The sequence below is a fragment of the Thermostichus sp. OS-CIW-32 genome (assembly GCF_054060415.1).
Genome location: NZ_JBSSDD010000007.1, coordinates 82,357 through 105,498, shown reverse-complemented (window position 1 = coordinate 105,498; position 23,142 = coordinate 82,357). Strand labels below are relative to the sequence as shown.

The 23,142-nt window shown below is 59.9% G+C and carries 19 protein-coding genes; 8 read left to right on the top strand and 11 right to left on the bottom strand.

The features are described from left to right. Window positions 1-34: 34 nt before the first annotated feature. From ACVWY8_RS09775 to ACVWY8_RS09765, 3 genes are all read left to right on the top strand, one after another. Entirely contained in the window at window positions 35-238 is a 204-nt protein-coding gene (locus ACVWY8_RS09775; RefSeq protein WP_011433302.1) for a type II toxin-antitoxin system VapB family antitoxin, read from the top strand. Window positions 239-240: 2 nt separating this feature from the next. Next, on the top strand, window positions 241-636 hold the full coding sequence (gene vapC / locus ACVWY8_RS09770; protein ID WP_011433301.1) for a type II toxin-antitoxin system VapC family toxin: 396 nt from the start codon (window positions 241-243) through the stop codon (window positions 634-636). Window positions 637-904: 268 nt separating this feature from the next. Next, a complete protein-coding gene (locus tag ACVWY8_RS09765) occupies window positions 905-5,959 on the top strand; it encodes a DEAD/DEAH box helicase (protein WP_457394300.1) in 5,055 nt (1,684 codons plus the stop codon). Here the strand turns inward: ACVWY8_RS09765 and ACVWY8_RS09760 are convergent. From ACVWY8_RS09760 to pds, 3 genes are all read right to left on the bottom strand, one after another. Continuing rightward, on the bottom strand, window positions 5,956-6,771 hold the full coding sequence (locus ACVWY8_RS09760; RefSeq protein WP_414342371.1) for an ABC transporter permease: 816 nt from the start codon (window positions 6,769-6,771) through the stop codon (window positions 5,956-5,958). The genes ACVWY8_RS09765 and ACVWY8_RS09760 overlap by 4 nt on opposite strands. Window positions 6,772-6,846: 75 nt before the next feature. Beyond that, window positions 6,847-7,734, bottom strand: coding sequence for a phytoene synthase (locus tag ACVWY8_RS09755; RefSeq protein WP_414388869.1), 888 nt, complete (start codon window positions 7,732-7,734; stop codon window positions 6,847-6,849). Window positions 7,735-7,890: 156 nt separating this feature from the next. Further along, window positions 7,891-9,309, bottom strand: coding sequence for a 15-cis-phytoene desaturase (gene pds, locus ACVWY8_RS09750; RefSeq protein ID WP_011433297.1), 1,419 nt, complete (start codon window positions 9,307-9,309; stop codon window positions 7,891-7,893). A 207-nt stretch (window positions 9,310-9,516) separates the two neighbouring features. On the opposite strand from pds, the gene ACVWY8_RS09745 reads away from it, so the two are divergent. Continuing rightward, complete coding sequence (locus tag ACVWY8_RS09745) at window positions 9,517-10,755, top strand: phosphoglycerate kinase (RefSeq protein WP_457394303.1); 1,239 nt, start codon at window positions 9,517-9,519, stop codon at window positions 10,753-10,755. 123 nt (window positions 10,756-10,878) lie between these two features. Here the strand turns inward: ACVWY8_RS09745 and ACVWY8_RS09740 are convergent, their stop codons facing one another. The 3 genes from ACVWY8_RS09740 to ACVWY8_RS09730 form a co-directional block, all read right to left on the bottom strand. Next, on the bottom strand, window positions 10,879-11,229 hold the full coding sequence (locus ACVWY8_RS09740; RefSeq protein WP_011433295.1) for a DUF1257 domain-containing protein: 351 nt from the start codon (window positions 11,227-11,229) through the stop codon (window positions 10,879-10,881). 124 nt (window positions 11,230-11,353) lie between these two features. Then, window positions 11,354-12,865: a stress-responsive protein Ycf46 gene (ycf46, locus tag ACVWY8_RS09735; RefSeq protein ID WP_457387285.1), complete on the bottom strand. Its 1,512-nt coding sequence runs from the start codon at window positions 12,863-12,865 to the stop codon at window positions 11,354-11,356. 198 nt (window positions 12,866-13,063) lie between these two features. Next, entirely contained in the window at window positions 13,064-13,435 is a 372-nt protein-coding gene (locus tag ACVWY8_RS09730; RefSeq protein ID WP_041436554.1) for a hypothetical protein, read from the bottom strand. Between the two features lie 179 nt (window positions 13,436-13,614). On the opposite strand from ACVWY8_RS09730, the gene ACVWY8_RS09725 reads away from it, so the two are divergent. Further along, a complete protein-coding gene (locus ACVWY8_RS09725) occupies window positions 13,615-13,821 on the top strand; it encodes a hypothetical protein (protein WP_041436551.1) in 207 nt (68 codons plus the stop codon). 21 nt (window positions 13,822-13,842) lie between these two features. On the opposite strand, the gene ACVWY8_RS09720 is transcribed toward ACVWY8_RS09725, so the two are convergent. Next, window positions 13,843-15,711: an ABC transporter ATP-binding protein gene (locus tag ACVWY8_RS09720; protein ID WP_457394305.1), complete on the bottom strand. Its 1,869-nt coding sequence runs from the start codon at window positions 15,709-15,711 to the stop codon at window positions 13,843-13,845. 230 nt (window positions 15,712-15,941) lie between these two features. Here ACVWY8_RS09720 and ACVWY8_RS09715 point away from each other — a divergent pair, with 230 nt between their 5' ends. Continuing rightward, window positions 15,942-16,751 carry a hypothetical protein gene (locus tag ACVWY8_RS09715; RefSeq protein WP_457397050.1) on the top strand — a complete coding sequence of 270 codons (810 nt, stop codon included), beginning with the start codon at window positions 15,942-15,944 and terminating at the stop codon, window positions 16,749-16,751. On the opposite strand, the gene argB is transcribed toward ACVWY8_RS09715, so the two are convergent. The 3 genes from argB to ACVWY8_RS09700 all read right to left on the bottom strand — a co-directional run bounded on the left by argB (window position 16,748) and on the right by ACVWY8_RS09700 (window position 19,153). Then, window positions 16,748-17,686, bottom strand: coding sequence for an acetylglutamate kinase (gene argB, locus ACVWY8_RS09710; RefSeq protein WP_457394311.1), 939 nt, complete (start codon window positions 17,684-17,686; stop codon window positions 16,748-16,750). The two genes, ACVWY8_RS09715 and argB, sit on opposite strands and share 4 nt — an antisense overlap. A gap of 154 nt (window positions 17,687-17,840) precedes the next feature. Further along, window positions 17,841-18,722, bottom strand: a complete 882-nt coding sequence (locus ACVWY8_RS09705; protein WP_414423599.1) for a M56 family metallopeptidase — start codon at window positions 18,720-18,722, stop codon at window positions 17,841-17,843. Then, on the bottom strand, window positions 18,719-19,153 hold the full coding sequence (locus ACVWY8_RS09700; RefSeq protein ID WP_414344770.1) for a BlaI/MecI/CopY family transcriptional regulator: 435 nt from the start codon (window positions 19,151-19,153) through the stop codon (window positions 18,719-18,721). Before ACVWY8_RS09700 ends, ACVWY8_RS09705 begins: the two co-directional genes overlap by 4 nt. Before the next feature lie 121 nt (window positions 19,154-19,274). Between ACVWY8_RS09700 and miaB the strand changes: the two genes are divergently transcribed. Further along, window positions 19,275-20,609, top strand: a complete 1,335-nt coding sequence (gene miaB, locus ACVWY8_RS09695) for a tRNA (N6-isopentenyl adenosine(37)-C2)-methylthiotransferase MiaB (protein ID WP_457394313.1) — start codon at window positions 19,275-19,277, stop codon at window positions 20,607-20,609. 286 nt (window positions 20,610-20,895) lie between these two features. Here miaB and ACVWY8_RS09690 read toward each other — a convergent pair whose 3' ends face one another. Next, the gene (locus tag ACVWY8_RS09690; RefSeq protein ID WP_457394315.1) at window positions 20,896-21,246 is read right to left on the bottom strand and encodes a hypothetical protein; all 351 of its coding nucleotides are present in this window, start codon (window positions 21,244-21,246) and stop codon (window positions 20,896-20,898) included. A gap of 234 nt (window positions 21,247-21,480) precedes the next feature. Here ACVWY8_RS09690 and gltX point away from each other — a divergent pair, with 234 nt between their 5' ends. Then, the gene (gene gltX / locus ACVWY8_RS09685; RefSeq protein ID WP_457394318.1) at window positions 21,481-22,920 is read left to right on the top strand and encodes a glutamate--tRNA ligase; all 1,440 of its coding nucleotides are present in this window, start codon (window positions 21,481-21,483) and stop codon (window positions 22,918-22,920) included. Window positions 22,921-23,142: the final 222 nt, after the last annotated feature.

Here is a 23,142-nt window from a genome sequence, read left to right as displayed (position 1 = left end):
AGATCTGCATTTCTATACACACAAGTGGCTCCTCATGCGCACCAACATCGTCCTGGATGACGACCTGATCGAGCGTGCCCGCCAGGTAACCGGCCTCAAGACCAAGCGCGAGGTGATTCACGAAGCGCTGCGTGTCCTGATTCGCCTACACGAGCAAGCTGAGATCCGCAACTTACGCGGCAAGTTGAAATGGGAGGGCAATTTGCAGCAGCAACGCCTGTCGTGCCTGCAGGACTGAGGATGATCCTGGTGGACAGCACCATCTGGATTGATTACTTCAACGGCATTTCATCGCTTCACACCGACTATCTGGATTGGGCCCTGGATCAAACTCTTATCCTGGTGGGCGACCTGATTTTGGCAGAAGTCTTGCAGGGCTTTCGCAAAGATGCCGATTTCGAGCAGGCTCGCTGTGCTCTGGTGAAATTGCATCAGGTGCAAATGGTTAACCCCTCCCTGGCGGTGAAAAGTGCGCAGAACTTTCGCTTGTTGCGTCGCAAAGGCGTGACGGTGCGCAAAACAATAGACAGTTTGATTGCCACTTGGTGCATTGAGAACAATGTTCCGCTCCTCCACCACGACAGTGACTTCGATGGCTACGAGGCGCATCTAGGATTGCGGGTTATTCGTCCATGAGGCAGAGGTGGCCTTCTGCAGACCAGTTTTCTCTTGACATACCCCCTGCCTAAAGGCAAGGGATTCTGGTTCCTGCATTCGGAGAACGCTGCAGCCGTCGGCGGGTACTGGAGGTGTGGGGGAAGCTGGCGCATTGCCGATCCCACTTCGGAGATATCTTTTTGCCGTTCAGCGGGCCGTAGATCTTGGTGGGTGCGGTTTCAAACACCACTTGCGGCATCTTCAAGCTAGGCTTGAGCTAACCAAGCGGGCCTTAAGGGCAGATTCGATGTCCACCATCTTTGATCTCCACGCCACTGTTCTGGACGACTATCGCGATTTTGTCCGCTCCTTTTTTCTCATTGGCGACCAACGGGCGCAAGCCTTTGTGAATCAAGCTCTAGAGGAAGGGATCCACCTCTGGCCAGAACCCCTCCTCCAGCTCAGCCCTAGTTATGTATCTGGTCCAACCGTTGACGAGTTGGCCAAGGCGGGGCGCATTGCCCAAGAAACAGCCCGCATTTTCCGCTTTGAGGATGGCAGACCCTTCCGCCTCTACCGCCACCAGGAGGAAGCTGTTGCCAAGGCCCTAGCAGGCAAGAGTTTTGTCGTTACCAGCGGCACCGGCTCTGGCAAAAGCCTTTGCTACTTCTTGCCCATCATTGACAACTGGATTCGCCAGGGGGGATCCCTGGGCCAGGTGACGGCCCTGGTGGTCTATCCCATGAACGCCCTGGTTAACTCCCAATACCAGTCTTTACAAACTCTGCGCGAGCGCTACGAGCGCGCCTACCATCGCCCTTTTCCGCTGCGCTTTGCCAGATACACCGGGGAAACTTCGGAAAACGAACGAGACCAGCTACGGCGGGATCCACCTCAAATTCTGCTCACCAACTATGTGATGGCAGAACTCCTCCTGGTTCGTCCTGAAGATCAGCGGTTTTTGAATCCCGAGATGGGAGGGCTGCGCTTTCTGGTCTTTGACGAGCTGCACACCTACCGAGGCCGGCAGGGGGCCGATGTGGCGATGCTGGTTCGCCGCCTCAAGGGACGCTGCGCCGCCAAGGACTTGGTTCACATCGGCACCAGCGCCACCATGATCTCCCGACCAGAAGCCGACGCCCAGGAGCGCCGCCAGACTGTAGCCGCCTTTGCCAGCCGTTTTTTCGGCCATTGCTTTGAGCTGGAGGATGTTATTGAAGAAACCCTGGCTCCCTTCAGCGAAGGCGGCCCCCCCACCCCAGCAGAGCTAAAGAACGCCCTCGATCCGCCCTGGCCAACAGACCTGGCCACCCTGCGCCGCCACCCCCTAATGCGCTGGCTGGAGTACGAGCTGGGCCTGGAGAGTCCTGACGGCAGCCTCAAGCGCCGCGTGCCCAGGGAGCTCTCCAAGGTGGCCGCCCAACTGGCAGAGCTGACCAGCACTACCCCTGAGAGCTGCACCGAGTCCCTACGCCAGTTTCTGGCCCACCCCAGCAGCCTGCGGGAGGGCTCTAGCCGCGGCCCGGCCTTGAAGTTGCACCAGTTTATCTCCCAGGGCCGCACCCTCTATGCCACCCTGGAAAGTCGGGAAAAGCGGCAATTTTCCCTGGAAGGACAAGTGCAAGCAGGGGAAGGAAAGCTGTTTTTCCCCGTCAAGTTCTGCCGCCACTGTGGCCAGGACTACTACCACGTCCTCAGGTCAAAGACTCACTTCCTGCCCTATCCTCTGGGGGAAGAGGTTGAGGAAGGCGAAGACCAGCAGGCCGGCTACCTCAGCTTGGATCCTCTTGACAACGAGTGGTCGCTGGAGCAGATCCCGGAAGATTGGTACACCCCTGAAAACCGGCTCAAACCCCACTGGAAAAAGCGCGTCCCCCAAGCCGTCTGGGTGCGCCCGGATGGCTCCTTTTCCGAGTACCCCCAGGCGGAGGCGCAGAAGATGTGGTGGCAGCCCCACCCCTTTTCCCTGTGCCTGGCCTGCGGCGAGTACTACAGTGGCCGCGAGCGGGAGTTTGTCAAGCTGGCTTCCCTCTCCAGCGAAGGCCGCTCCAGCGCCACCACCATCCTTGCCACCTCCCTGCTGCGCCATGCCGAGCAAACCCAGGCCGCTTGCAGCAAGCTGCTGACTTTTACCGACAACCGCCAGGACGCCTCCCTGCAGGCCGGCCACTTCAACGATTTTGTGCATGTGGCCCTTCTGCGGGCCGCGCTCTATGCTGCCCTGCAGGAGAAAAAAGAGCTGGACTTCTCAGAGGTAGCCCCGGCAGTGGTGCAGGCCTCAGGCTTGAGCCTTGCCGACATTACCCAAAACCCCGATTTGGATCCCCAGTCTTCCCTTGCTCAGGACGTTTGGCAGACCTTTACAGACCTGACAGAATACCGTCTCTACGAAGATCTGCGGCGCGGCTGGCGGGTCACCCATCCCAACCTGGAACAGGTGGGGCTGCTGAAAATCGAATACCGCGGGCTCGAAGAGCTTTGCCAAAGCCCTGCCCTGGCTTCCCTTCACCCCTGGTTTGGCCAAGCAACCGTTGGCAAGCGAGAGGGCCTGCTGCGGGCCGTATTGGATCAGTTTCGGCGGAAATTGGCCATCGATGTCCGTCTGCTCGAGAAAGAACCCCAGAGAACGCTGCGCCGGCGGGCCGAGCAACATCTCAACGAGTTTTGGGGCCTAGAAGAGTACGACGAGCTGCGGACGGCCACCTGGTTTGCCCGCCAAAGCTGCGACGGAAAGGACATAACAACTTTCAGCCTGGGCCACCGCAGCGCTATTGGGCGCTTTCTCATCAAGTATCTCGAGCTGACCAGAGAAGCTTACGACGAGCTTCTGGGATCCCTGCTTTCTCTCCTAGTTAGCTACGACCTGCTGCGGCGCCACTCGGAGAATGGCCAGGAAGCCTACCAGCTCAACGCTGGCTGTCTGCGCTGGTGCCTGGGCGATGGCTCGCCGCCGCCAGATCCTCTGTATTCCCGCCGGGCCGAGCAGAGCGGCTACTCCTCTGCCCGCCGCCCCGTTAATCTCTTTTTCCAGCGCCTCTACCAGGCCGGGGCAGCAGGGCTGGGATCCCTGGAGGCCAGAGAGCACACGGCTCAGGTGGTTCGCCTAGGGGAGCGGGAGCGGCGAGAAAAGCGCTTTCGCGGCGAGGAGAGGGATCGCCGCCTTCCCTACCTAATCTGCTCGCCCACCCTGGAGCTGGGGGTCGATATTGCCGATTTGGATCTGGTGCATCTGCGCAACGTGCCCCCCACACCCGCCAACTACGCCCAGCGCAGCGGTCGGGCAGGCCGCCAGGGGCAGCCGGGACTCATCATCACCTATTGCGGGGCTTTCAATAGCCACGACCAGTACTACTTCCGCCGCCGCCCCGAGATGGTGGCCGGTCGCGTGCGCCCTCCCCGCCTGGATCTAGCCAACGAATCGCTGCTGCGCGCTCACATCCACGCCGTTTGGTTGGCTCAGGTGCGCCTGCCCCTAGGCAATTCCATTGAAACCGTCATCGACGCGGATCGGGAAGAGCTGCCCCTCAGGGAGACAGTGGCCCAGCAAATCCAACTTGAGGAGTCTGCCCGCCAACAAGTGAAGGAGCAGGTGCAGAAGCTGCTGGCCGCCGATCGCCAACTCCTAGATAAAAGCGGCTGGTTTAGCGAGCGCTGGCTTCAGCAGGTCATTGAAGAGGCACCCCAGGCTTTTGACCGAGCTTTCGATCGCTGGCGAGAGCTCTATCGGGCTGCCACGCAGCAGTTGGAAGCCGCTAACCGCCAGCTCCAGACGACTCGCCAAAAGAAAGACCAACAGGAAGCCGAGCGCCGCCAGCAAGAAGCCCTGCGCCAGCGCAACTTGCTGCTGCAGATTGGAACCCAGCGGGAGGAAAGCGACTTCTATCCCTACCGCTATTTGGCTAGCGAAGGCTTCTTGCCCGGCTACAACTTCCCTGCCTTGCCGGTGCGGGCCTGGGTGCCCCGCGGCAGCGAGGGCGAGTTCATCGCCCGGCCTCGCTTTTTGGCTATCCGCGAGTTTGCTCCCCACAACTTCCTCTACCATGAGGGCTGCCAGTGGGAAGCAGTGGCGTTTCAGGCTCCGCCCGGCGGCCTGGAGGAGCGCAAAAGTAGCCACAAGCTCTGTTTTAGCTGTGGGGCCTTTGCCGATCCCCACCTGGATTGCTGCCCCGTCTGCGGCACCCAGTTCGATGGGCAAAACAGCCTCTTTACCCAGCTTCTGGAAATGCCCAATGTGCGCATGCGGCGGCGGGATCGCATCACAGCTGACGAAGAGGAGCGGCGGCGGCAAGGCTACGAGCTGCAGACCTTCTTCCAGTTTGCTCCCGAAAGCTCTGGCTACCGCGTCCAAGAAGCTGATGTGCTGAGCGGACAAACTCCCCTGCTGCAGTTGCGCTATGCCCCGGCGGCCACCCTGCTACGCATCAACCACGGCTGGCGGGGAAGTGGAGGGCGCGGCTTTTTGGTCAACTTTGAAAATGGGGAAGTTCCCTCGCGAGATCAGCTTGAGCGGAACAGGGCAGGCTCGTCCAACCCAGTCCCCCTGCAGTCCATTCGCCTGGCGGTGCGCAGTACCCAAAACCTGTTGCTGGTGCGCCTAGTTCAGCCAGGGGTGGAGAATCCGCAGGCCCTGGAGACCACCCTGCGCTATGCCCTCAAGCGAGGGATCGAAGAGACCTTTGAGCTAGAAGAGACAGAGCTGGCCGCCGAGTGCATCGGCCAGGGATCCCATCAGGCCATGCTCTTCTACGAAACAGCAGAAGGGGGCGCTGGCGTCCTGCGGCGCCTGGTGGAAGAGCCCCAGGCTCTAGCGGAAGTGGCCCAAGTGGCGCTGGAGATCTGTCACTTCCAGCTTTCAGAGGCCGGGATCCAAGACCTGTGGCCCGAATGCCGAGCAGCCTGCTACGAATGCCTGCTCAGCTATGCCAACCAACGGGAAGCGCTGCAGCTTGACCGCTATCAGATCCGGGATCTTTTGGGCCTGCTGGCCAACAGCCGCACCGAGCTGCGCTCCCTGGGCCGCTCCCGTCAAGAGCACCTGGAGTGGCTGCGCCAGCTCCTGGACCCTCGCTCTGAACTGGAGCGCCGCTTTCTCGAAACGCTGGCAGCAGGAGGGTATCGGCTGCCTGAGGATGCCCAGAAAGCCATTGCCGATCCCGACTGCGTCGTTGACTTCTTCTACAGCCCCAACATCTGCATCTTCTGCGATGGCCCAGTCCACGACCAGCCTGCCCAAGCGGAACGGGATCGCCAACTGCGCTCGCAGCTGCAGGGACGGGGCTACCGCGTGCTTGTTCTGCGCTACAACCAAGATTTGCAAGAGCAGCTGGCTCGCTACCCAGAAGTATTTGGCAAGGGCAGCTAGTCCTGCTGGTGGGAAAACAGATAAGCTCCCACAAAAGCCAGGATTACCGCCAAGCCGCCCAAAACTCCCACCGTGTACCAGGGAAACTCCGCAAGCGGCTGGTAGGCGGCTGCCCGCATGCCAATGCTGGCGTAGGAAAGGGGCAGGCAATAGACCAGCACCTGCAGGTAGGTCGGCAACTGGGCGGGATCGAAAAAGGTGGCCCCTAGGAAAGACATGGGCGTAATCAAAAAGTTGGTTAGCACGCCCACACTCTCCAGGCTGGGCACCTTCAAGCCAGCAATTACCCCAATGCCGGCAAAGACGGCGCAATCCAAAAGTAGAACCAACAGCGACAAGGGGTGAAGCAGGCCCCAGGCCCCCGTACCCAGCACCCCCACCGCCAACACCCCCAAGGCCGTCAGCAGGCCGCGGGCAATGCCCGCCAGCACCTTGCCCAGATGCAAAGACAAGGGGTGCACCGGCAACAGCAGCAGCTCTTCAAAGCTCTTGGTAAATAGCCGCGATCCACAAATGGAGAAGGTGGTGCCGGCAAAGCTGATGGTCATGGCTGAAAGAGCCACCATCCCCGGCAAGATAAAGCGCAAATAAGAACCTGCCGCCGTGGATCCGGCCACCTCGGCCAAAGCTTCGGCCCGCAGGGATCCCCCTAGGCCCACCCCAAAGGCAACAATGTAGATGAGGGGAGCCACCAGCCCCGAGGCCACCACCTGCCAAACTCGCCCCCGCAGATCCAGCCAGTCGCGCCAGAAGATGGTTAAACTGTCTTCCCAGATTCGCTGATAGGGTAGGGTCAGGGCACGGCTTACCATAGGTTTTCTTCGCTGTATTAGAGGTCTTCTTGTTTTCTGCTGCCGCGGCCGTGGGGAACTGCTTGCTGCTCCCTACTAGTAACCGTAGTAGTTGGAGCGCCGCGACCGCCACCAGGCCACCGGCAGCGCCAACGCCTTGCTTAGGGTGGATACGTAGGCGCGAGTGCGAAAAACCTGGTAGTGGTTGCGCTCGATGGCGTTGAGAATCTGCCGGTAGAGCATCAAGGAAGCGGCTACCGGCCAGCGGGAGTCCGGCTGCAGGGTAGGGATCCCCCGTTCCGCTTGGGCATAGAGCTCTCTAGCCCGCCGGATCTCATAGTCCATCAAAGCCATCCAGCGCTCGTCAATAACATAGTTAAACAGGTCCCGCTCGGAGTAGTTGAAGCGGCGCAGATCTTCCAGGGGGATGTAGATCCGCCCGCGGCGGGCGTCCTCTCCCACATCCCGCAAGATGTTGGTTAGTTGCATGGCGATCCCCAGCGCCACCGCCTCCTCGCGGCCATCCCGGCCCGGCACAAACCCCATGATCTCCGAGCACATCAGCCCCACCACCCCGGCCACGCGGTAGCAGTAGACCCGCAGATCCTCCCAGGTGGCGTAGCGCCGCGTATCCAAGTCCATGCTCTGCCCCCGCAGCATCTCGCGAAACGGCTCGATGGAAAGGCGGTAGGTGCGGATGGTGTGGATCAAAGCGAGGTCCGTGGGGACTTGCGGCTCGCCTCCCTGGAAGAGCGACTCCAGATGGGATCCCCACTGCTCCAGCTTGCTGCGGGTGACCTCCACCTCTGCCTGGCTGGCTTCCAGTCCATCCAGCAACTCATCGGTTTGCCGCAGCCAAGCGTAGATGGCCCAGATGGCCCGCCGTTTGGACTGGGGCAAGAGCAGGGATCCCAGGTAGAAAGTCTTAGCGTGCTTGGCCGTAATCTGGCGACAGAGGGCAAAAGATTGCTCAAGCGGACTCATCTGGCTATCTCCAGGAGCACAGGGCCAGGATAGAGAAGGAAGAGGAACGGCGAGGGCACATATCAACACTACGGGAAAGCGGACGCCGCGGATAGCCTAGAAGAGGTTGTGGGGAAAAGAAAGATTCAAAAGGCATAGGAGGCGGACGGCGGAGAGCTAGACCCCCGCAGCTGCCAGAGTTGAGGCCGAGACAGAAGCGCGTTGAAATGGGATCCCCTTGTTGATGGCCTCCGCCGCCCACTTGCCGGAGAGGATGGCCCCCTCCATGCTGCCCAGGAAGGGCTGTAGGGTGTAGCTGCCCGCCAAGAAGAAGTTGGGAATAGGGGTAACTTGAGTGGGGCGATACTGCTGTCTGCCAGGGGTAGCCTTGTAGACCGAGCGCGGCGTTTTCACCACCACCCACTTGCGCACGCGGGCGGGGTTGGGGCCGGTAAGGTGCTGGGGAAAGAGTTTTTTCAGTTCCTCCAGCGTGGCGGCAAAGATCTCCTCATCGCCGCGATCAATCCACTCGGCAGCCGGAGCCAGCACCAGCTCCAACATGGACCGCTCCGGATCGGCATAGGCCCGGCAGGTGTTGCTCATGTCGGCATACACGCTCAATAGCGGCGAGCGGGAAAACAAGGAGTGATCGATGTGAGTAATCTTGCGGTCAAACCAGATCTGCAGGCTAATTACTGGCACCCCCTCCAGTTCACGCAGCTTTTGGAAAAAGGGGATCCCCCACCACTGCGCCGGCAGCAGCTCCTTGAGCGCGTCCACCGAAAGGGCCGAGACATAGGCATCGGCAGTCACCTCCACCGGCCCAGAGGGGGTGGCTAAGCAAAACCCGGCCACGCTGTTATCGAGGTTGAGACGAATGTCCTGCAACGCCGCCTTCAAATGCACTTCCCCCCCACGGGCGACAATGTAGTCCACCATCGGCTGGCAGAGCCGCTCTGGGGGAGCGCCGTCTAGGTAGGCAATCCTAGAGCCATCTTTTTGCTGCAAAAAGCGGTTCAAGGCCGTCAGGGGCACCATGGCCGAGATCTCCTCCGGGTTGATGAAGGCCAGGGCCTTGGAGACGGCAATGAAAATATCGGTGTTGACCCGCTCGTCAATACCCTGCCGCCGCAGCCATTCCAAGAGGCTATAGCGATCCATCTGCTCCACATAGCGCTGGCCGCGAATCATGGCCGGCACCAGCCCCAGGGCAAACTTCACCTTTTCCCCCCAGGTGAGCATGTCGTTGTTGCGCAAGATGCCGACAATGGCGTTGAAAGGAGCGGGAATATCCGGCAGGTCAAAGCGGGAATAGGTGCCCGGCTTGTCCGGCTGGTTGAAAATCAAGCTGTGTTCCTTCCACTGCAGGCGATCGGAGATGCCCAGCTCCCGGAACAGCTGCAACGTGTTGGGGTAGGCGCCAAAAAAGTTGTGCAGCCCCGTCTCGATCCAGTCGCCGTCGGCATCTTTCCAGGCAGCCACCAGGCCACCCAAAACATCCCGCCGCTCAAAGAGGAGCGGTTGATGCCCGGCATCGCAGAGATACTTGGCACAGGCCAGCCCGGCCAGCCCGCCACCAGCAATGGCAACACGCATGAGGGTAACGACAAAGCAACATTTTTATTCTATTTGCAAACCGTTACAATTGCCGGGGCCAAGGGGCAGACGGAAGGCCGACCCAGCAAAAGCAGCGGAACAAGGGGATCCCGAAGCCCATCTGTCTCACTGCCGGGATCCCAATCGCTGGTAGGATACATACGGAAGAAAAAATAAAGATTTTCTGCAGTCCGGGGGAAAACAACGATGGCCAAACAAACACTGGGATCCCTGCTGTCATCTGGCTTTGATTTAAACGGCAAGCGCGTGCTGGTGCGCGCCGACTTCAACGTCCCGTTGGATCCCCAGGGCAACATCACCGACGACACCCGCATTCGCGCCTCCCTGCCCACCATCCAGGCCCTCACCCAGGCAGGCGCCAAAGTGATCCTCACCAGCCACCTGGGCCGCCCCGTCAAGAAGGACAAAGAGACAGGCGCGGTTAAGGTCGCCCGCGAGGGCAATAGCCTGGCCCCCGTAGCCACCCGTCTTTCTCAATTGCTGGGCCAGCCGGTTGCCTTTGCCCCCGATTGCATCGGCCCTGAGGCCGAGGCGGTAGTGAACCGCCTGGAAAACGGCCAGGTGGCCCTGCTGGAAAACGTCCGCTTCTACCCAGAAGAGGAGGACAACGACCCGGAATTTGCCCGCAAGTTGGCCTCACTGGCCGACCTGTTCGTCAACGACGCCTTTGGCAGTGCCCACCGCGCCCACGCCTCTACTGCCGGCGTCACCGCCTACCTCCAGCCTGCTGTGGCCGGCTACCTGGTGGAAAAGGAGCTGCAGTTTCTTTCGGGCGCCATCGAGAATCCGCGGCGCCCCTTGGCGGCCATCATCGGCGGCTCCAAAGTCTCCACTAAGATCGGCGTCATTGAGCGGCTCCTGGAAAAAGTGGACAAGCTCCTGCTGGGCGGCGGCATGATCTTTACCTTTTACCAAGCCCAAGGGATCCAAACCGGCAAGTCTTTGGTGGAAACCGACAAGCTGGATCTGGCCCGCTCCCTGATGGAAAAAGCCAAAGAGCGGGGGGTGGAGCTGCTGCTGCCGGTGGATGTGGTGGTAGCCGATAGGTTTGACAAAGATGCCCAGGCCCAGACCGTTTCCATCCACGCCATCCCCGAGGATTGGATGGGCTTGGACATCGGCCCGGAATCGATCAAAGCCTTCCAGGCTGCCCTGCAGGGGTGCCAAACCGTGGTCTGGAATGGGCCAATGGGCGTGTTCGAATTCGACCGCTTTGCCCTGGGCACAGAAGCCATTGCCCGCGCCCTGGCCGATCTCACTCAAGCGGGAGCCACCACCATCATCGGCGGGGGAGACTCGGTGGCTGCCGTGGAAAAAGTGGGCCTGGCCGACAAAATGACCCATATCTCCACCGGTGGCGGAGCCAGCCTGGAGCTATTGGAAGGCAAAGTGCTGCCCGGCATTGCCGCTCTCACAGAAGCGTAGGTTCCTCCTTCGGGCCGCAGCCCCTCCAATCCAAAAACCAAGCCAAAAAGTAGGGGCTGGATTCAGCCCCTACTAACTTTAGTCGGTGTAGATCGCTGCAGCGATGGCGAGACAGGATCCGGTTTAGTGCACCACCACTTTAACGTTGGCGTTGTTCAGGCCAGGACGCTTCACCTCGGCCAAGGTCTTGTTGACGGCGTACTTCTGGTTGATGGAGTTGATCAACTCGGTCTGGTTGTGCTTCTTGGCCACGCCCCACAAATCGGCAATCAGGTCGTAGGAACCGTCGGGATTCTTCGACCAGCCCAGATCGTAGTCGCCTTCCAACTGAGCCACGATGTCAGCGCGAACACGCTGGCCGTTGTAGCCACGCACGTCGGCGTTCAGCTTAACGGTGTAGCCGAGATCGCGCAGAGAGTTGATCAGGACTTGACCGTCAGTGATTTTGGTACGCAGGGTGCTAAAATGAGACATGGTGTTTCTCTCCTTTGTATAGGGGTTGGAACATCGACACAAACAATGGGCACTGTTCTTTGGGGAAGGTTTGGGCCCTGCCGTCCCTGCTTCTGTCAAGGTAGCTTTGGATCCTCACCTCCTCCTAGAACTCCAGCCGCTGGTACTCGGCTACAGAGGCCGCTGCAGGCCGAGCCCGCTGCTGGGCCCATTCCCTCAACGCTACCACTTGCTCCGTCATGGTGCGAGATAGCGGTTGAGTTGCTTTCGTTGCTGCCAAAATGTCCAGTTGGGTAAATTCGCGGTTCTGGGCAAACGCTTCGTACATGGCAGCAATCAAAACTTGTTCGATCTCTGCGCCGGAGAAGCCTTCACAGGCGGCAGCTAGCTGGCGCAGGTTAAAGCGGCTGATATCGCGCCGCCGCTTCTGCAGGTGGATCCGAAAGATCTCGATGCGCTCGTTGATGTTGGGCAAGTCCACGAAGAAGATTTCGTCAAAACGGCCCTTGCGCAAGAATTCGCCCGGCAGACGGTCCACACGGTTGGCGGTGGCCATAACAAAGACCGGCGAGCGCTTCTCCTGCATCCAGGTTAGGAAAGAGCCAAAGATGCGGCTGGAGGTGCCCCCGTCAGAATCGCTGGAGCCTGCTGATCCAGCAAAGGCTTTGTCCAGCTCGTCGATGAAAAGGATGGCAGGGGCAAGAGATTCAGCAGTTCGCAGGGCACTGCGCAGATTCGCTTCCGATTTGCCCACCATGGAGCCATCATAAACGCGGCCCATGTCCAGACGCAGCAGGGGCAGGCCCCAGAGACGGGCAGTGGTCTTGGCGATCAGCGACTTACCGCAGCCAGGCACGCCCAGGATCAGCATACCCTTGGGTTGGGGCAGTCCATAGGCGCGGGCCCGCTCGGTGAAGGCCTCAGAACGTTGCAGCAGCCAGCGCTTCAGCTCTTCCAGACCGCCAACGGCGTCGATGGTCTCGTCCTCTTCGATAAACTCGAGAATGCCGTTGCGCCGGATCAGTTGCTTCTTCTCAGAGAGGATGATGTCTACTTCTGCCTCGGTGAGGCGACCATGCATCACCACAGCCTTGCGGTAGACTTTTTCTGCCTCGTCCTGCGTTAGGCCCAGGGCCGCCTTGAGCAACTTTTCGCGGGTATCAGGAGCCAAAGGCAGGGAGCGCGGGATCTGCTCCAGCTGGCGGTTGAGGGCGCGCTCCAATGTGGCCATGTCCGGCAGGGGGAAGTCCACTACGCAAATGTCTTTCTCCAGCTCGACCGGGATCACCTGCACCGGCGACATGAGCAGGATGGTTTTGTGGGATCCCTTCAGGCTGGCAATAGCATCCCGCAGCCAGCGCTTCACCTCGGTGTTGTCCAAGAAGTCATGTAGGTCTTTGAAGACGCAGATCGCGGGATCCTTTTGCTCCATTACCCACTGGATGGCGGGCTGGGGGGATTGGGTGTTGTGCTGGGTGAGGCTGCGGGGGTTGCCGTATTCGACGATGCCGTGGGTAACTGTCCAAATGAATAGGCGACGCTGAGGCTTAAGGGTGCGGGCAATTGCTGCCAGAGCCGCTTCTGCCCGTTCCTCCTCTGGAGTCAGCAGGTACAGCAGTGGGTATTGAGCTTGAATGAGGATGCTTAGCTCTTGCATGGGAAACACCAACTGCAGAGGGGAAATTTCAGGAGCCGCCAGAACGGTTGAAAAATGGGGTTCGAGTTGCCTAGGTATTGGATTGCACTTGGGAGTACGCCCTTGTTGGATGGATTTTGAGAGGATTTTAGAAGCCTTCTGTGTTGCTGTCTGCTCCTATCAGCTCAAGTTCCTGAAGGGGGCCCGCTTGGGAGCGTTCTAGCAGGGTACCAGAGCATCCTGCCGTTGCTCTTCCGAGCCAGCAGCCGATCCCCAGTATTCTGGCTCCACCTCTTCAAGGATGGCTTCGGCAGCCGATGTCTGGTGCAGGGAAACCACCTCTCCATCGCGGATAACAAATGGGTGACTACACTTGGGACATTGATGGACACGATAGGCGCTACCTTGTACCCCTTCAATGACCTCTGGGTGAAGCAGATAGAAGGTAATGGCCTTCTCTGCCACTGCCGACATCGGCTCCCGCTCCACGGCAGCCCGAATCTTCAGATTCCGGTGCAGCTCAGGTGAGAGATACAGGGTCACCTTCTGCTTGGACTCTGTGCCTTCCACTACCTCTGGCCGATGATTCATGGCTAACCGCTTTCTTTGAATTGCTTGCCAAACTTGGGGCCTATCATAGCCAGTCTGCCGGCTTGACGGCAAGTTTTTAACAATCTGTAACAAACAATTTTCTTGATGGCCCTCTGTGGATACCTGCGGCTGGGGGAGTAGGCTAGGTGGAAGACTAAGGAGCGGAATGTCCAATCCCTATGGAACGCTTGATCAACACCCTCAGCAAAAATTTCTCTAGCTGGGGCCGCCGTGCCCTGGTGCAGGCCAGCGATGGTTTGGCCAGCTTGAGAGACACTGCCGTGGATAACGGCAATCTGTTACTCTGCAAGGCTCGCATCGCGTTCGCGGATGCCAGCTTCACCACCCTAAAGGCAATTCGGTCTCGCTTTGGCGCCAGTCGCTGACGGTTGGGCAGAAGCACCCTGCTAGCCGCCCAGATCTTGCAGCCGATAGAGGCTGGCATAGAGCCCGCTGAGGGCCATGAGCTCGGCATGGGATCCCTGCTCTTTGAGTTCCCCCCGCTGCAGAACCAAGATGCGATCCACATCGCGGATGGTGGAAAGGCGGTGGGCGATGATCAGGGCGGTGCGATCCCGCAGCAGGGTGTCTAGAGCGGATTGCAGGAGGGCTTCGGTGCCCACATCCAGGCTGGCGGTGGCTTCGTCCAAAACCAAGATTTTGGGATCCCGCCACATGGCCCGCACAAAGCTGATAAGCTGTTTCTGGCCGCTGGAGAGGTTGCTGCCCCGCTCTCGCAAAGGGGTGGCGTAGCCTTGGGGCAAATTGCGGAGGAAGTCATGCAGGTTGAGTTGGCGGGCGACCTGCTCCACTGCCGCTAGATCTGCCTTCTCTCCTAGGGTGATGTTTTGCTGGATATCCCCGGAAAACAAAAATCCATCCTGCAGGATTACCCCTAGGTGGCGGTGCAGCTCAGCCTGGGGGAGATCCCGAATATCAACGCCGTCAATGCGAATAGATCCCTGGGTTACGTCGTAGAGACGGCAGAGCAAGCGGATGATGGAGCTTTTCCCGGCTCCCGTGGGCCCCACCAGGGCCACTTTTTCTCCGGGGCGGATGGTGAAGGTGAGGTCTTTGAGCACCCACTCCCCGGGGTTGTAGGCAAACCAGACGTGCTCGAACTGCACCTCTCCTCTGGCATTGGGGGGCAAGTGGCGGGGCTGAGCGGGATCCCGGATGGCGACCGGCAGGCTGAGGATGGCATCGATGCGCTCGACGGCGGTGAACCCCGCCTGCAGGGCGGTGAACTTTTCCGCCAACTGCCGCAGCGGGTTGAAAAACCGTTGCGAAAAGAGAATAAAGGCGTAGAGGCTACCGAAGGTGAGGGGTTCCCTGGGCAGGGGCAGGGATCCCGTCCATCCCCCTCCAAGTGAGCCCCTACCGGCTGACATCACCTGCTGCCCGCCCACCCAGAGCAAAGCCGCCACGGCCAGCCAAGACACCCACTCCAAAACGGCAGAAAGGGCGGAATCATAGAGGATGGTTTGATCCACTTCCCGGATGTAGCGGCGGTTCATGGTTTGAAAAATCTCGCTATTGAGCCGCTCCCGGCGAAACAGTTGCACCACGGTAATGCCCAAGATGTTCTCCTGGATCCAGGAGTTCAGCTTGGAGAGTTCTTCGCGCACGCGAAAGTTGGCATCCCGAAAGCGGCGCTGCAACTCGAGGACAACAGCGCTGATGGGCAGGACGATGAGGATTAGCAGCAAGCCCAGATCCCAGCGTTGGCTGAGCATGACCACCGCGATCACCCCCAGAGTAAACAGGTCGCTGACAATGCCGACGGCACCGGTGGAAAAGACATCCCCCAAGGCTTCCACGTCGCTGGTGATGCGGGTGATCAACTTGCCCACCGGGGTGCGGTCGAAAAACTGAGCCGGCAAGGCCAGAATGTGGGCGAAGAGATCGTCGCGGATGTCGCGGGTCATCAACTGCCCCAGCTTTTGGCTGACATACCCTTCCAGGGCTTGGAAGAGCCAGCGAACCAGCACCGTCAGGATCAACAGACCCACATAGGGCCAAAGGTCGGAGAGGATCCCGGCCTCACCTCGTTCCAGCGCTCGGGCAATGGGGCCATCCAGAGCCCGCTGCAGAATCAAGGGCTGCACCGCATCCGCCAGCGCCAAGGGAGGCAGAAAGGCCAAGGCGGCCAACAGTAGCTTCAGGTGCCGACGGGCGTAGGGCCAGAGGAGCCGCAGCAGCCGCCAATCGCTGGCTCGCCGCGGGCGGGGATCCCTACTTAAATCGGTATCGGGGGGAGAGGCGGCAAGGCTCACAGGCTTACACCCGAGAACAACAAAGACAACTCATAGAGAGCACTGATCTACTCTAAGCGCTCTCCCTGAGGGAGAGGGAGTTTGGGATCCGCAAGGGTTTCCTCGCCACTGGGAATGGCTATAGCTGCACCCCTAATGGCTCTGGGACGGACGGAAAACTGGCCGCTTCAGGAGCTTCTGGCCGCTCGGTTCGGGCAGGCTGTAGGCAGCTTGATGAGGAGAAACCGGCAATGTCTTACTCAACCTCTTACTCCGTGTCTTACTCGAAAATCTCTTTCCCAGTTTGGGTGGCGGGGCTGCTGTTGTTGATCGGCGGCGGGATCCTGTTTGTCCTGCTGCGGGCTTTTGGGCTACCCATTGGGGAGCTGGCCGATTGGGCCATTGGGATCGCCAGCTTTTGGTGGCTGGTGGTGATCGTCACCCTTCCCTGGAACCTCTACTTTCAGGCCAAGGCCGTTCAGCAGGAGGCGGTCGTGTCTCAGGAACGAGGGATCCCGGTGGAAGATTCGACGTTTGCCTTCCTGCAAAAGCTCAGCCGCTGGTCGTTGCGCATAGCCATTGCCCTGCATGGGCTGTCGGCTCTGGCTTTCTATGGCTTGGCCGCTGGGCAAGTCACCCCCATTGGCTACCCCAGCGCCGTGGCTGCGGTGTTGTTAACGGCTCTGCGCCCGGCCATCCGGGGCTACGAGTATTTGGCCGACCGCTTGGCCCAGTTGCAAGGGCAAATCCAGATCCCTCGCGAAGATGCCCTCGAGCTGGCGGAACGACTAGAGCAGTTGCAGCGCCAAGTCGAGCAGTTGCAGGAGCAATGGGATCCCGGCAAACCTGGCTCTTGGGCCCAACAAGAGGAAGAAACCCGGCGCTACCTACGGCAGGAGCTGGCCGCGCTCAAGGCCCAACTGGAACAGTTCCGGGCCAGCAACGAGCTGGAGCACAGGCAATTGCGCCAGGAGACCCACCAAGCTGTGGCTCAGCTCAGTGTGGATAGCCAGTTTCTCGGCCATGTGCGGGAGATCCTGCGCTTCATCAAGGAAGCCTAGCGGGATCCGTTGTTCAGTCCTTCCAACTGAGCGGAAAACTGAGAAGGAACCAGCTTGGTGCCCACCCCGGCATCGGTCAAAATCTCCAGCAGCAGAGAGTGAGGGGATCCCCCATCCAGAATGTGGGCTGCCCGTACCCCTTGTGCCAAGGCGCGAATGCAACACTGCACCTTCGGGATCATGCCGCCCCTGACCACACCTGTTTGGATAAGCTGGCGGGCCGTCTCGATATCCAGCAACGTAATCAGAGAGCTGCGATCCTGAGGATCTTTGAGAATGCCAGGGGTGTCGGTGAGCAAAATCAGCTTTTCTGCCCCCAGAGCAGCCGCCAGTTCTCCCGCCACCGTATCGGCGTTGATGTTGTAGGCTTGGCCCGTCTCATCGGCAGCCACACTGGAGATCACCGGAATCTGTCCACCTTCCAATAGGGTTTGCAGCAACTGGGGGTTGATGCTGCTCACTTCCCCAACAAAGCCGATCTCTGCCCGGCCCTGGGATCGCGCTTTGATCAAGTTGCCATCTCGCCCGCACAGCCCCACCGCCGATCCGCCGGCCAAGCTGATGAGCTGGACGATCTGCTTGTTGACCTTGCCCACCAACACCATCTCCACTACTTCCATGGTGGCGGCATCGGTAACCCGCAAGCCATCCACAAACTTGAAGGGAATGTCCAGTTTTTGTAGCCAACTGTTGATCTCCGGCCCCCCCCCATGCACCAACACCGGGCGGATCCCCACACAGGCCAGAAAGACGATGTCTCGGAGCACCTCGGCCCGTCGCTCTTGGTGCACCATGGCTGCGCCGCCGTATTTGATGACAATAACGCGGCCCTGGTACTGCTGAATGTAGGGTAAAGCCTCGATGAGGATCTGCGCCCGCGTAAGGGGATCACACGCCGACCCGGTCGCCTCAGAAAGGGAAGAGTTGGTTTGCACTGCTGTAAGTCCCTAGAAGTCCAGAAAACCTGACCTAGAGTATCCCATTCTGCTTGCAAAGCAGATCTCAGGCTTTGGGCGTCAACTGGTGTTTTTTTTTCAAGCTCGCTTCCCCAACCCAAGGACAATTTGGTTGAGGAATCGCCGTCAATCTTCAGGTATGGAACGGGATCGCCAGCAAAGGCAATAGGGACAACCCCAACCAGGCCCAACCCCGAATGGAAGAAGAATGGGGTAGGGGATCGACGGGCCCTGACTCTGCCTGCTGCAGCAGGGCATCGATACGCTCCTGCAGCCGTTGCCCTGAGTCTGAACTCACGGCCATTGCAAAGCCAACCCAGGCCGCCGCCGGTTGCTCCACCACGCCATAGCCCACCACCTGCAGCAGGGCCTCTCCCAACAGCAAGGGATCCACCCGTTGGGCCGCCCAGCGATCCGCCCGCAGTTCCCGCAGAGTGAGCAATTCCTGCCAGAGGGCCTCGGTGTTGGGCAGCCAGCCGGTGAGGCGTCGCAGCCAGCCCACCCCAAACATCCACAGGGTATCGCGGTAGTGGCGATGGGCCTCTTCGTGGGCGATTACGGCCCGCAAGTGCTCATCATCCAACTGCTCCAGCAGGCCGCGGCTGACCACCAACTGGGCATTCCACACCCCCACTTGGGCAGCAAAAGGGATCTCCAAATCCAGCACATAGGCCGGAGAGCCATGCAAATCCACCTGGGCCAGAGCTTGCAGGTGGGCGCGTCGATAGGAGCGCCAGTATTCCCAAATCCAGTGCAAGGCCACGCCGCCGGCCACGGCCAGCAACAGCAGAGCACAGCCGTAGCAGAACCAGCCCCCCACCCCGGCCATTTGTCCCCACGGCCCCATCCAGGCCAAGGCCAAAGCAGTGGTCAGCAACAGCAGCGGGGGCAGCAAGAAGTGGATCCAAGCCCGCTGCCAACGTCGGCCCCATCCCCCACTCCTGTCCAGGCGCACCTGGGCTCGCCACAGGCAACTGAGGCCCAAGCCCAGCAGTAACATGCCCAAGTGGCTCATCGCGGATCCCTCCTGGCTTGACGGGCTGCCCGCAGCCGTTCGGCAATCGCCTGCAACTGGGACACACTGGCCTGATCCAGGCTATCGGCAAAGGCTGCCACCGTATCGGGATCCCCTACAGCCAAAAACTGCTGCAGGTGGGTGAAGGCCCTGAGGCTGGCCGCTTCCTGACGCGAAAGACGAGGCCGCCACAGCATGGGCAGATTCCGCCCTTGGGGATCGGTGCGGCGCTCACAGCTCACCCAGCCCTTCTGGCTTAAGCGCTGCAAAACTGTGGTCACGGAGGCATAGGCCAGCTCCCGATCCGGATCGGCCAAGATGCGCTCGTGGATTTGACGGGTGCTGGCACTGCCCAGATCCCAGAGGATCTCCAAGATTTCCGACTCCAGAGGGCCCAGCGACAGTTGCTTGGGACGATGCTTGGGCAACATGAGCCTTTGCCGGTGTAGGAATTTCTATCTAGCTAGATTAACTGTTGCAGTCTCAAACCCCTCAGCCATTTTAAGGATCCGCTAAGCTCGAAGATGGTGGTTCTTCGTACTGTTTCTTCCCATGGCTGCTCCCACCTACCACACCATCACCTTCGGCTGCCAAATGAACCGCGCCGATACCGAGCGCATGGCCGGGATCCTGGAGTCCCTGGGGTATGTGGCCACCGAAGATGAGTTGCAGGCGGACTTAGTTCTCTACAACACCTGCACCATCCGCGACAATGCTGAGCAGAAGGTCTATTCCTACCTGGGCATCCAGGCACAGCGCAAGCGCAAGAACCCGGCCATCAAGCTGATCGTGGCCGGCTGTGTGGCCCAGCAAGAGGGGGAGAAATTGTTGCGCCGCGTCCCTGAGCTGGATCTGGTCATGGGCCCCCAGTACGTGAACCGCCTTGGGGATTTGCTGGCGCAGGTGGAAGCCGGAAACCAGGTGGTGGCCACCGAGCCGGTTGAGATCCCAGAAGACATCACCAAGCCCCGCCGCGACAGCCAGGTCACTGCTTGGATCAATGTCATCTACGGTTGCAACGAGCGTTGTACCTACTGCATCGTGCCGCGGGTGCGAGGGCAAGAGCAGTCCCGCCAGCCCCAGGCCATCCGCGCCGAAATCGAAGACGTGGCCAGAGCAGGCTATCGAGAGGTGACGTTGCTGGGGCAGAACATCGATGCCTACGGACGGGATCTGGATCCGAAAACCAACCTGGCCAGCTTGTTGCGCTTCGTCCATTCGGTGGCAGGCATTGAACGGATTCGCTTTGCCACCAGCCACCCGCGCTACTTTACCGAGGAGCTGATCGCCACCTGCGCCGAGCTGCCCAAAGTCTGCGAGCACTTCCACATCCCCTTCCAGGCGGGCAGCAACGAAGTGCTCAAGCGGATGCGGCGCGGCTACACCCACGAGCGCTATCGCCAGATCATCCAGCTCATCCGCCAATACATGCCCGAAGCGGCCATCAGCGCCGATGCCATTGTCGGCTTCCCGGGAGAGACCGAAGCTCAGTTCCAAGAAACCCTGCAACTGGTGCAGGACATTGGCTTTGACCAAGTGAACACCGCCGCCTACTCCCCTCGTCCCGGCACCCCCGCCGCTGAGTGGCCCGACCAAGTGCCCGAGGAGGAAAAAAGCGACCGCCTGCAACGGCTGAACCGACTGGTGGCCGAGGTGGCCGCCGCCCGCAGTGCCCGACTCCTAGGCCAGGTGCAAGAGGTGCTGGTGGAAGGCCCCAACCCGAAAAACCCCCGCCAGGCAATGGGGCGTACCCGCGGCAATCGCTTGGTGTTCTTTGAAGGGGATCCGGAGCAACTGCAGGGATCCCTGGTGCCGGTGCGCATTACCGCCACGCGAGCTTTTTCGCTGACCGGAGAGGCAGTTACCGTCCGCGCGAGCGGGCCATAGGATGAAGGCTCTCACAAACACAACTTTCCCCAGTTCCCTCTTGTCCGATTGCGCCGGCGGAGCGCCTCTCCAGGGAGCTGTTTCGCTGAGAAAAACCATGCCCTCCTGGGTGAACAGCTTTAAGGCAACCGCCAGGCAGTCACTGCCCTTTCCGCCACGCCGACCAGGGCACAACCACCGCCCTAGCTAGCTTTCTTCCGCGCAGCAGTAGAACGGAGCTTCATACACAACGTTTTGGCAACAGCAACAGGCCGGCGCTGGAACAGGCCCCGAATACCTGCCCTGCCTAGCGCAAGATTTCAAAATCCAAAACGGGCTCTGTCTGGGTCACGCGGTAGTACCCGGCCTGGGTACGAACCGAAGCCTGATAGGGACTGGGCAAATCTAGCGAGCGCAGGGGTGGGATGTTGGTGCGTTGGTTCAGCAGCGTGGTGAAGAAGGCGGTGGTCTGCCGGGCCTGGGAGCGTACCACCTCCTCAGGGAAAGTGACCGGATCCACATTCCTACCTGTATCCAACAGGATCCTGTCTAGGGCATCTCCCACCGGATAGGAAGGATAGGCAATTTGGGCCAAGGCGGATCCAATCGGGATCCCGGCGGACAGACAACCCAGAAGAATGGCCGAAGTCAGACGCATGTGCTGGGATTCCTCCTGCGCTACAGCTTTTCCTCAATACCGGAAAAAAGCGGGGTTTGAACGTTGCTCATTGACTTGGATCCCCATGAAGCCTACCTTTTGACCGGCAGCTAAGGCGGATTCTACTCGAAATGCCTCGATTGGCAACCGCCTGCAACCCAATGGAGGGCCAACATGACAAAGGATCTCGCCGCCGACTAGGATCGGGATACTCTGCTTGGGATCCTTAGACCTGTGAGTGTTTGTGTTCGCATTGCCCCCAGTCCAACTGGAAATCTGCACATCGGCACCGCCCGGACGGCAGTGTTCAACTGGCTGTATGCCCGTCGCCACGGTGGCCGGTTCATTTTGCGCATTGAGGACACCGACCGCGACCGCTCTTTGCCCCGCTACACCCGCAACATTTTGGCGGGCCTGGCCTGGTTGGGCCTAGACTGGGACGAAGGGCCGGTCTACCAGTCCAAGCGCATCGAGCGCTACCAAGCAGTGGTGCAGCAGCTTCTAGATCAAGGGCTGGCCTACCGCTGCTACGTCAGCGAGGCAGAGCTGGAGGAGATGCGCGCTGCCCAGAAGGCTGCCGGCAAAGCCCCCCGCTACGACAACCGCCACCGCTTTCTCACCGAAGCCCAGCGACGAGCCTACGAAGCCGAGGGGCGGCAGCCAGTGATCCGCTTCAAAATCGAGGAGCCCCTAGAGGTGTCTTGGGTGGATCTCATCCGCGGCCCCATTACCTGGAACACCCAGGATTTGGGAGGAGACATGGTCATTGCCCGAGCGGATGGCTACCCTCTCTACAACTTGGCGGTGGTGGTGGATGACATCGACATGGGCATCACCCATGTGATTCGCGGCGAAGATCACATCGGCAATACCCCCAAGCAGATTTTGCTCTACCGCGCTCTTGGCCACGAACCTCCCCAGTTCGCCCATTCTCCTTTAATCCTGAACCCGGAGGGGAAAAAGCTCTCCAAACGGGATGGGGCAACTTCGGTAGCAGAGTTCCAGCAACTGGGCTTTTTGCCGGAAGCTCTCAAGAACTATTTGGCTTTGCTCAGTTGGTCGCCCCCGGATGGGGAAGAGCTTTTCTCTTTGGAAAAGGCGGCTGCGCTGTTCGACTTTGACCGGGTTAACCGTGCGGCTGCCCGCTTTGACTGGGACAAGCTCAACTGGATCAACAGCCAGTACATCAAGCGGCTTTCTCCGCCAGAACTGGTGGAGCGGCTCACCCCCTTTTGGCAGGCGGCAGGGTTTGACCTTTCCGAGGTGCCGGATCCCACCTGGTTAGAAGATGTGGCCCGCCTGATTGCCGATGGCATCGACCACCTGGCAGAAGCTCCTCCGCTCAGCCGCTTTTTGTTTCAGGAGCCCCTCTGCTACACGTTGCCAGCTCTGGAACAGTTGCGCCTGCCTGGGGTGGCAGAGGCTATGGCTGCAATGGCCACCACGTTGGCTGCTGCCGAGCTGCCCCAGGTTTCGGCGGACAGCTTAAAACCGCTGGTGGATCAGGTGGCCAAAGCCCAGAACATGAAAAAGGGCCTGCTGATGAAGAGTTTGCGGGCCGCCCTGACAGGAGATCTAGAGGGGCCGGATTTGCTGCAATCTTTTGCGCTTCTGCAGCGGCGGGGCTGGGCCTTGGGGCGGTTAGAGGCTGTGCAGAAGTTGGTTTCTTGTTGATGGAAGTTTATCTCTTGCTGTTAAGCCTTCGGTTGCCTCTGTTGAAAGTGCTCCGCACCGCTGCCGCGATGGGATCCCATGCTGCTAGGCCAGCTACAGGCTGCAAACCAAATTGTCCAAGAACTGGTGCTGCTCTCTTCTCAGCTAGAAATCGCAGGAGCCCCGCACTGTACCCGTAGGGTCAGTGCCGGGAGGAATGCGCTTTGATGAAGTACAATGAAC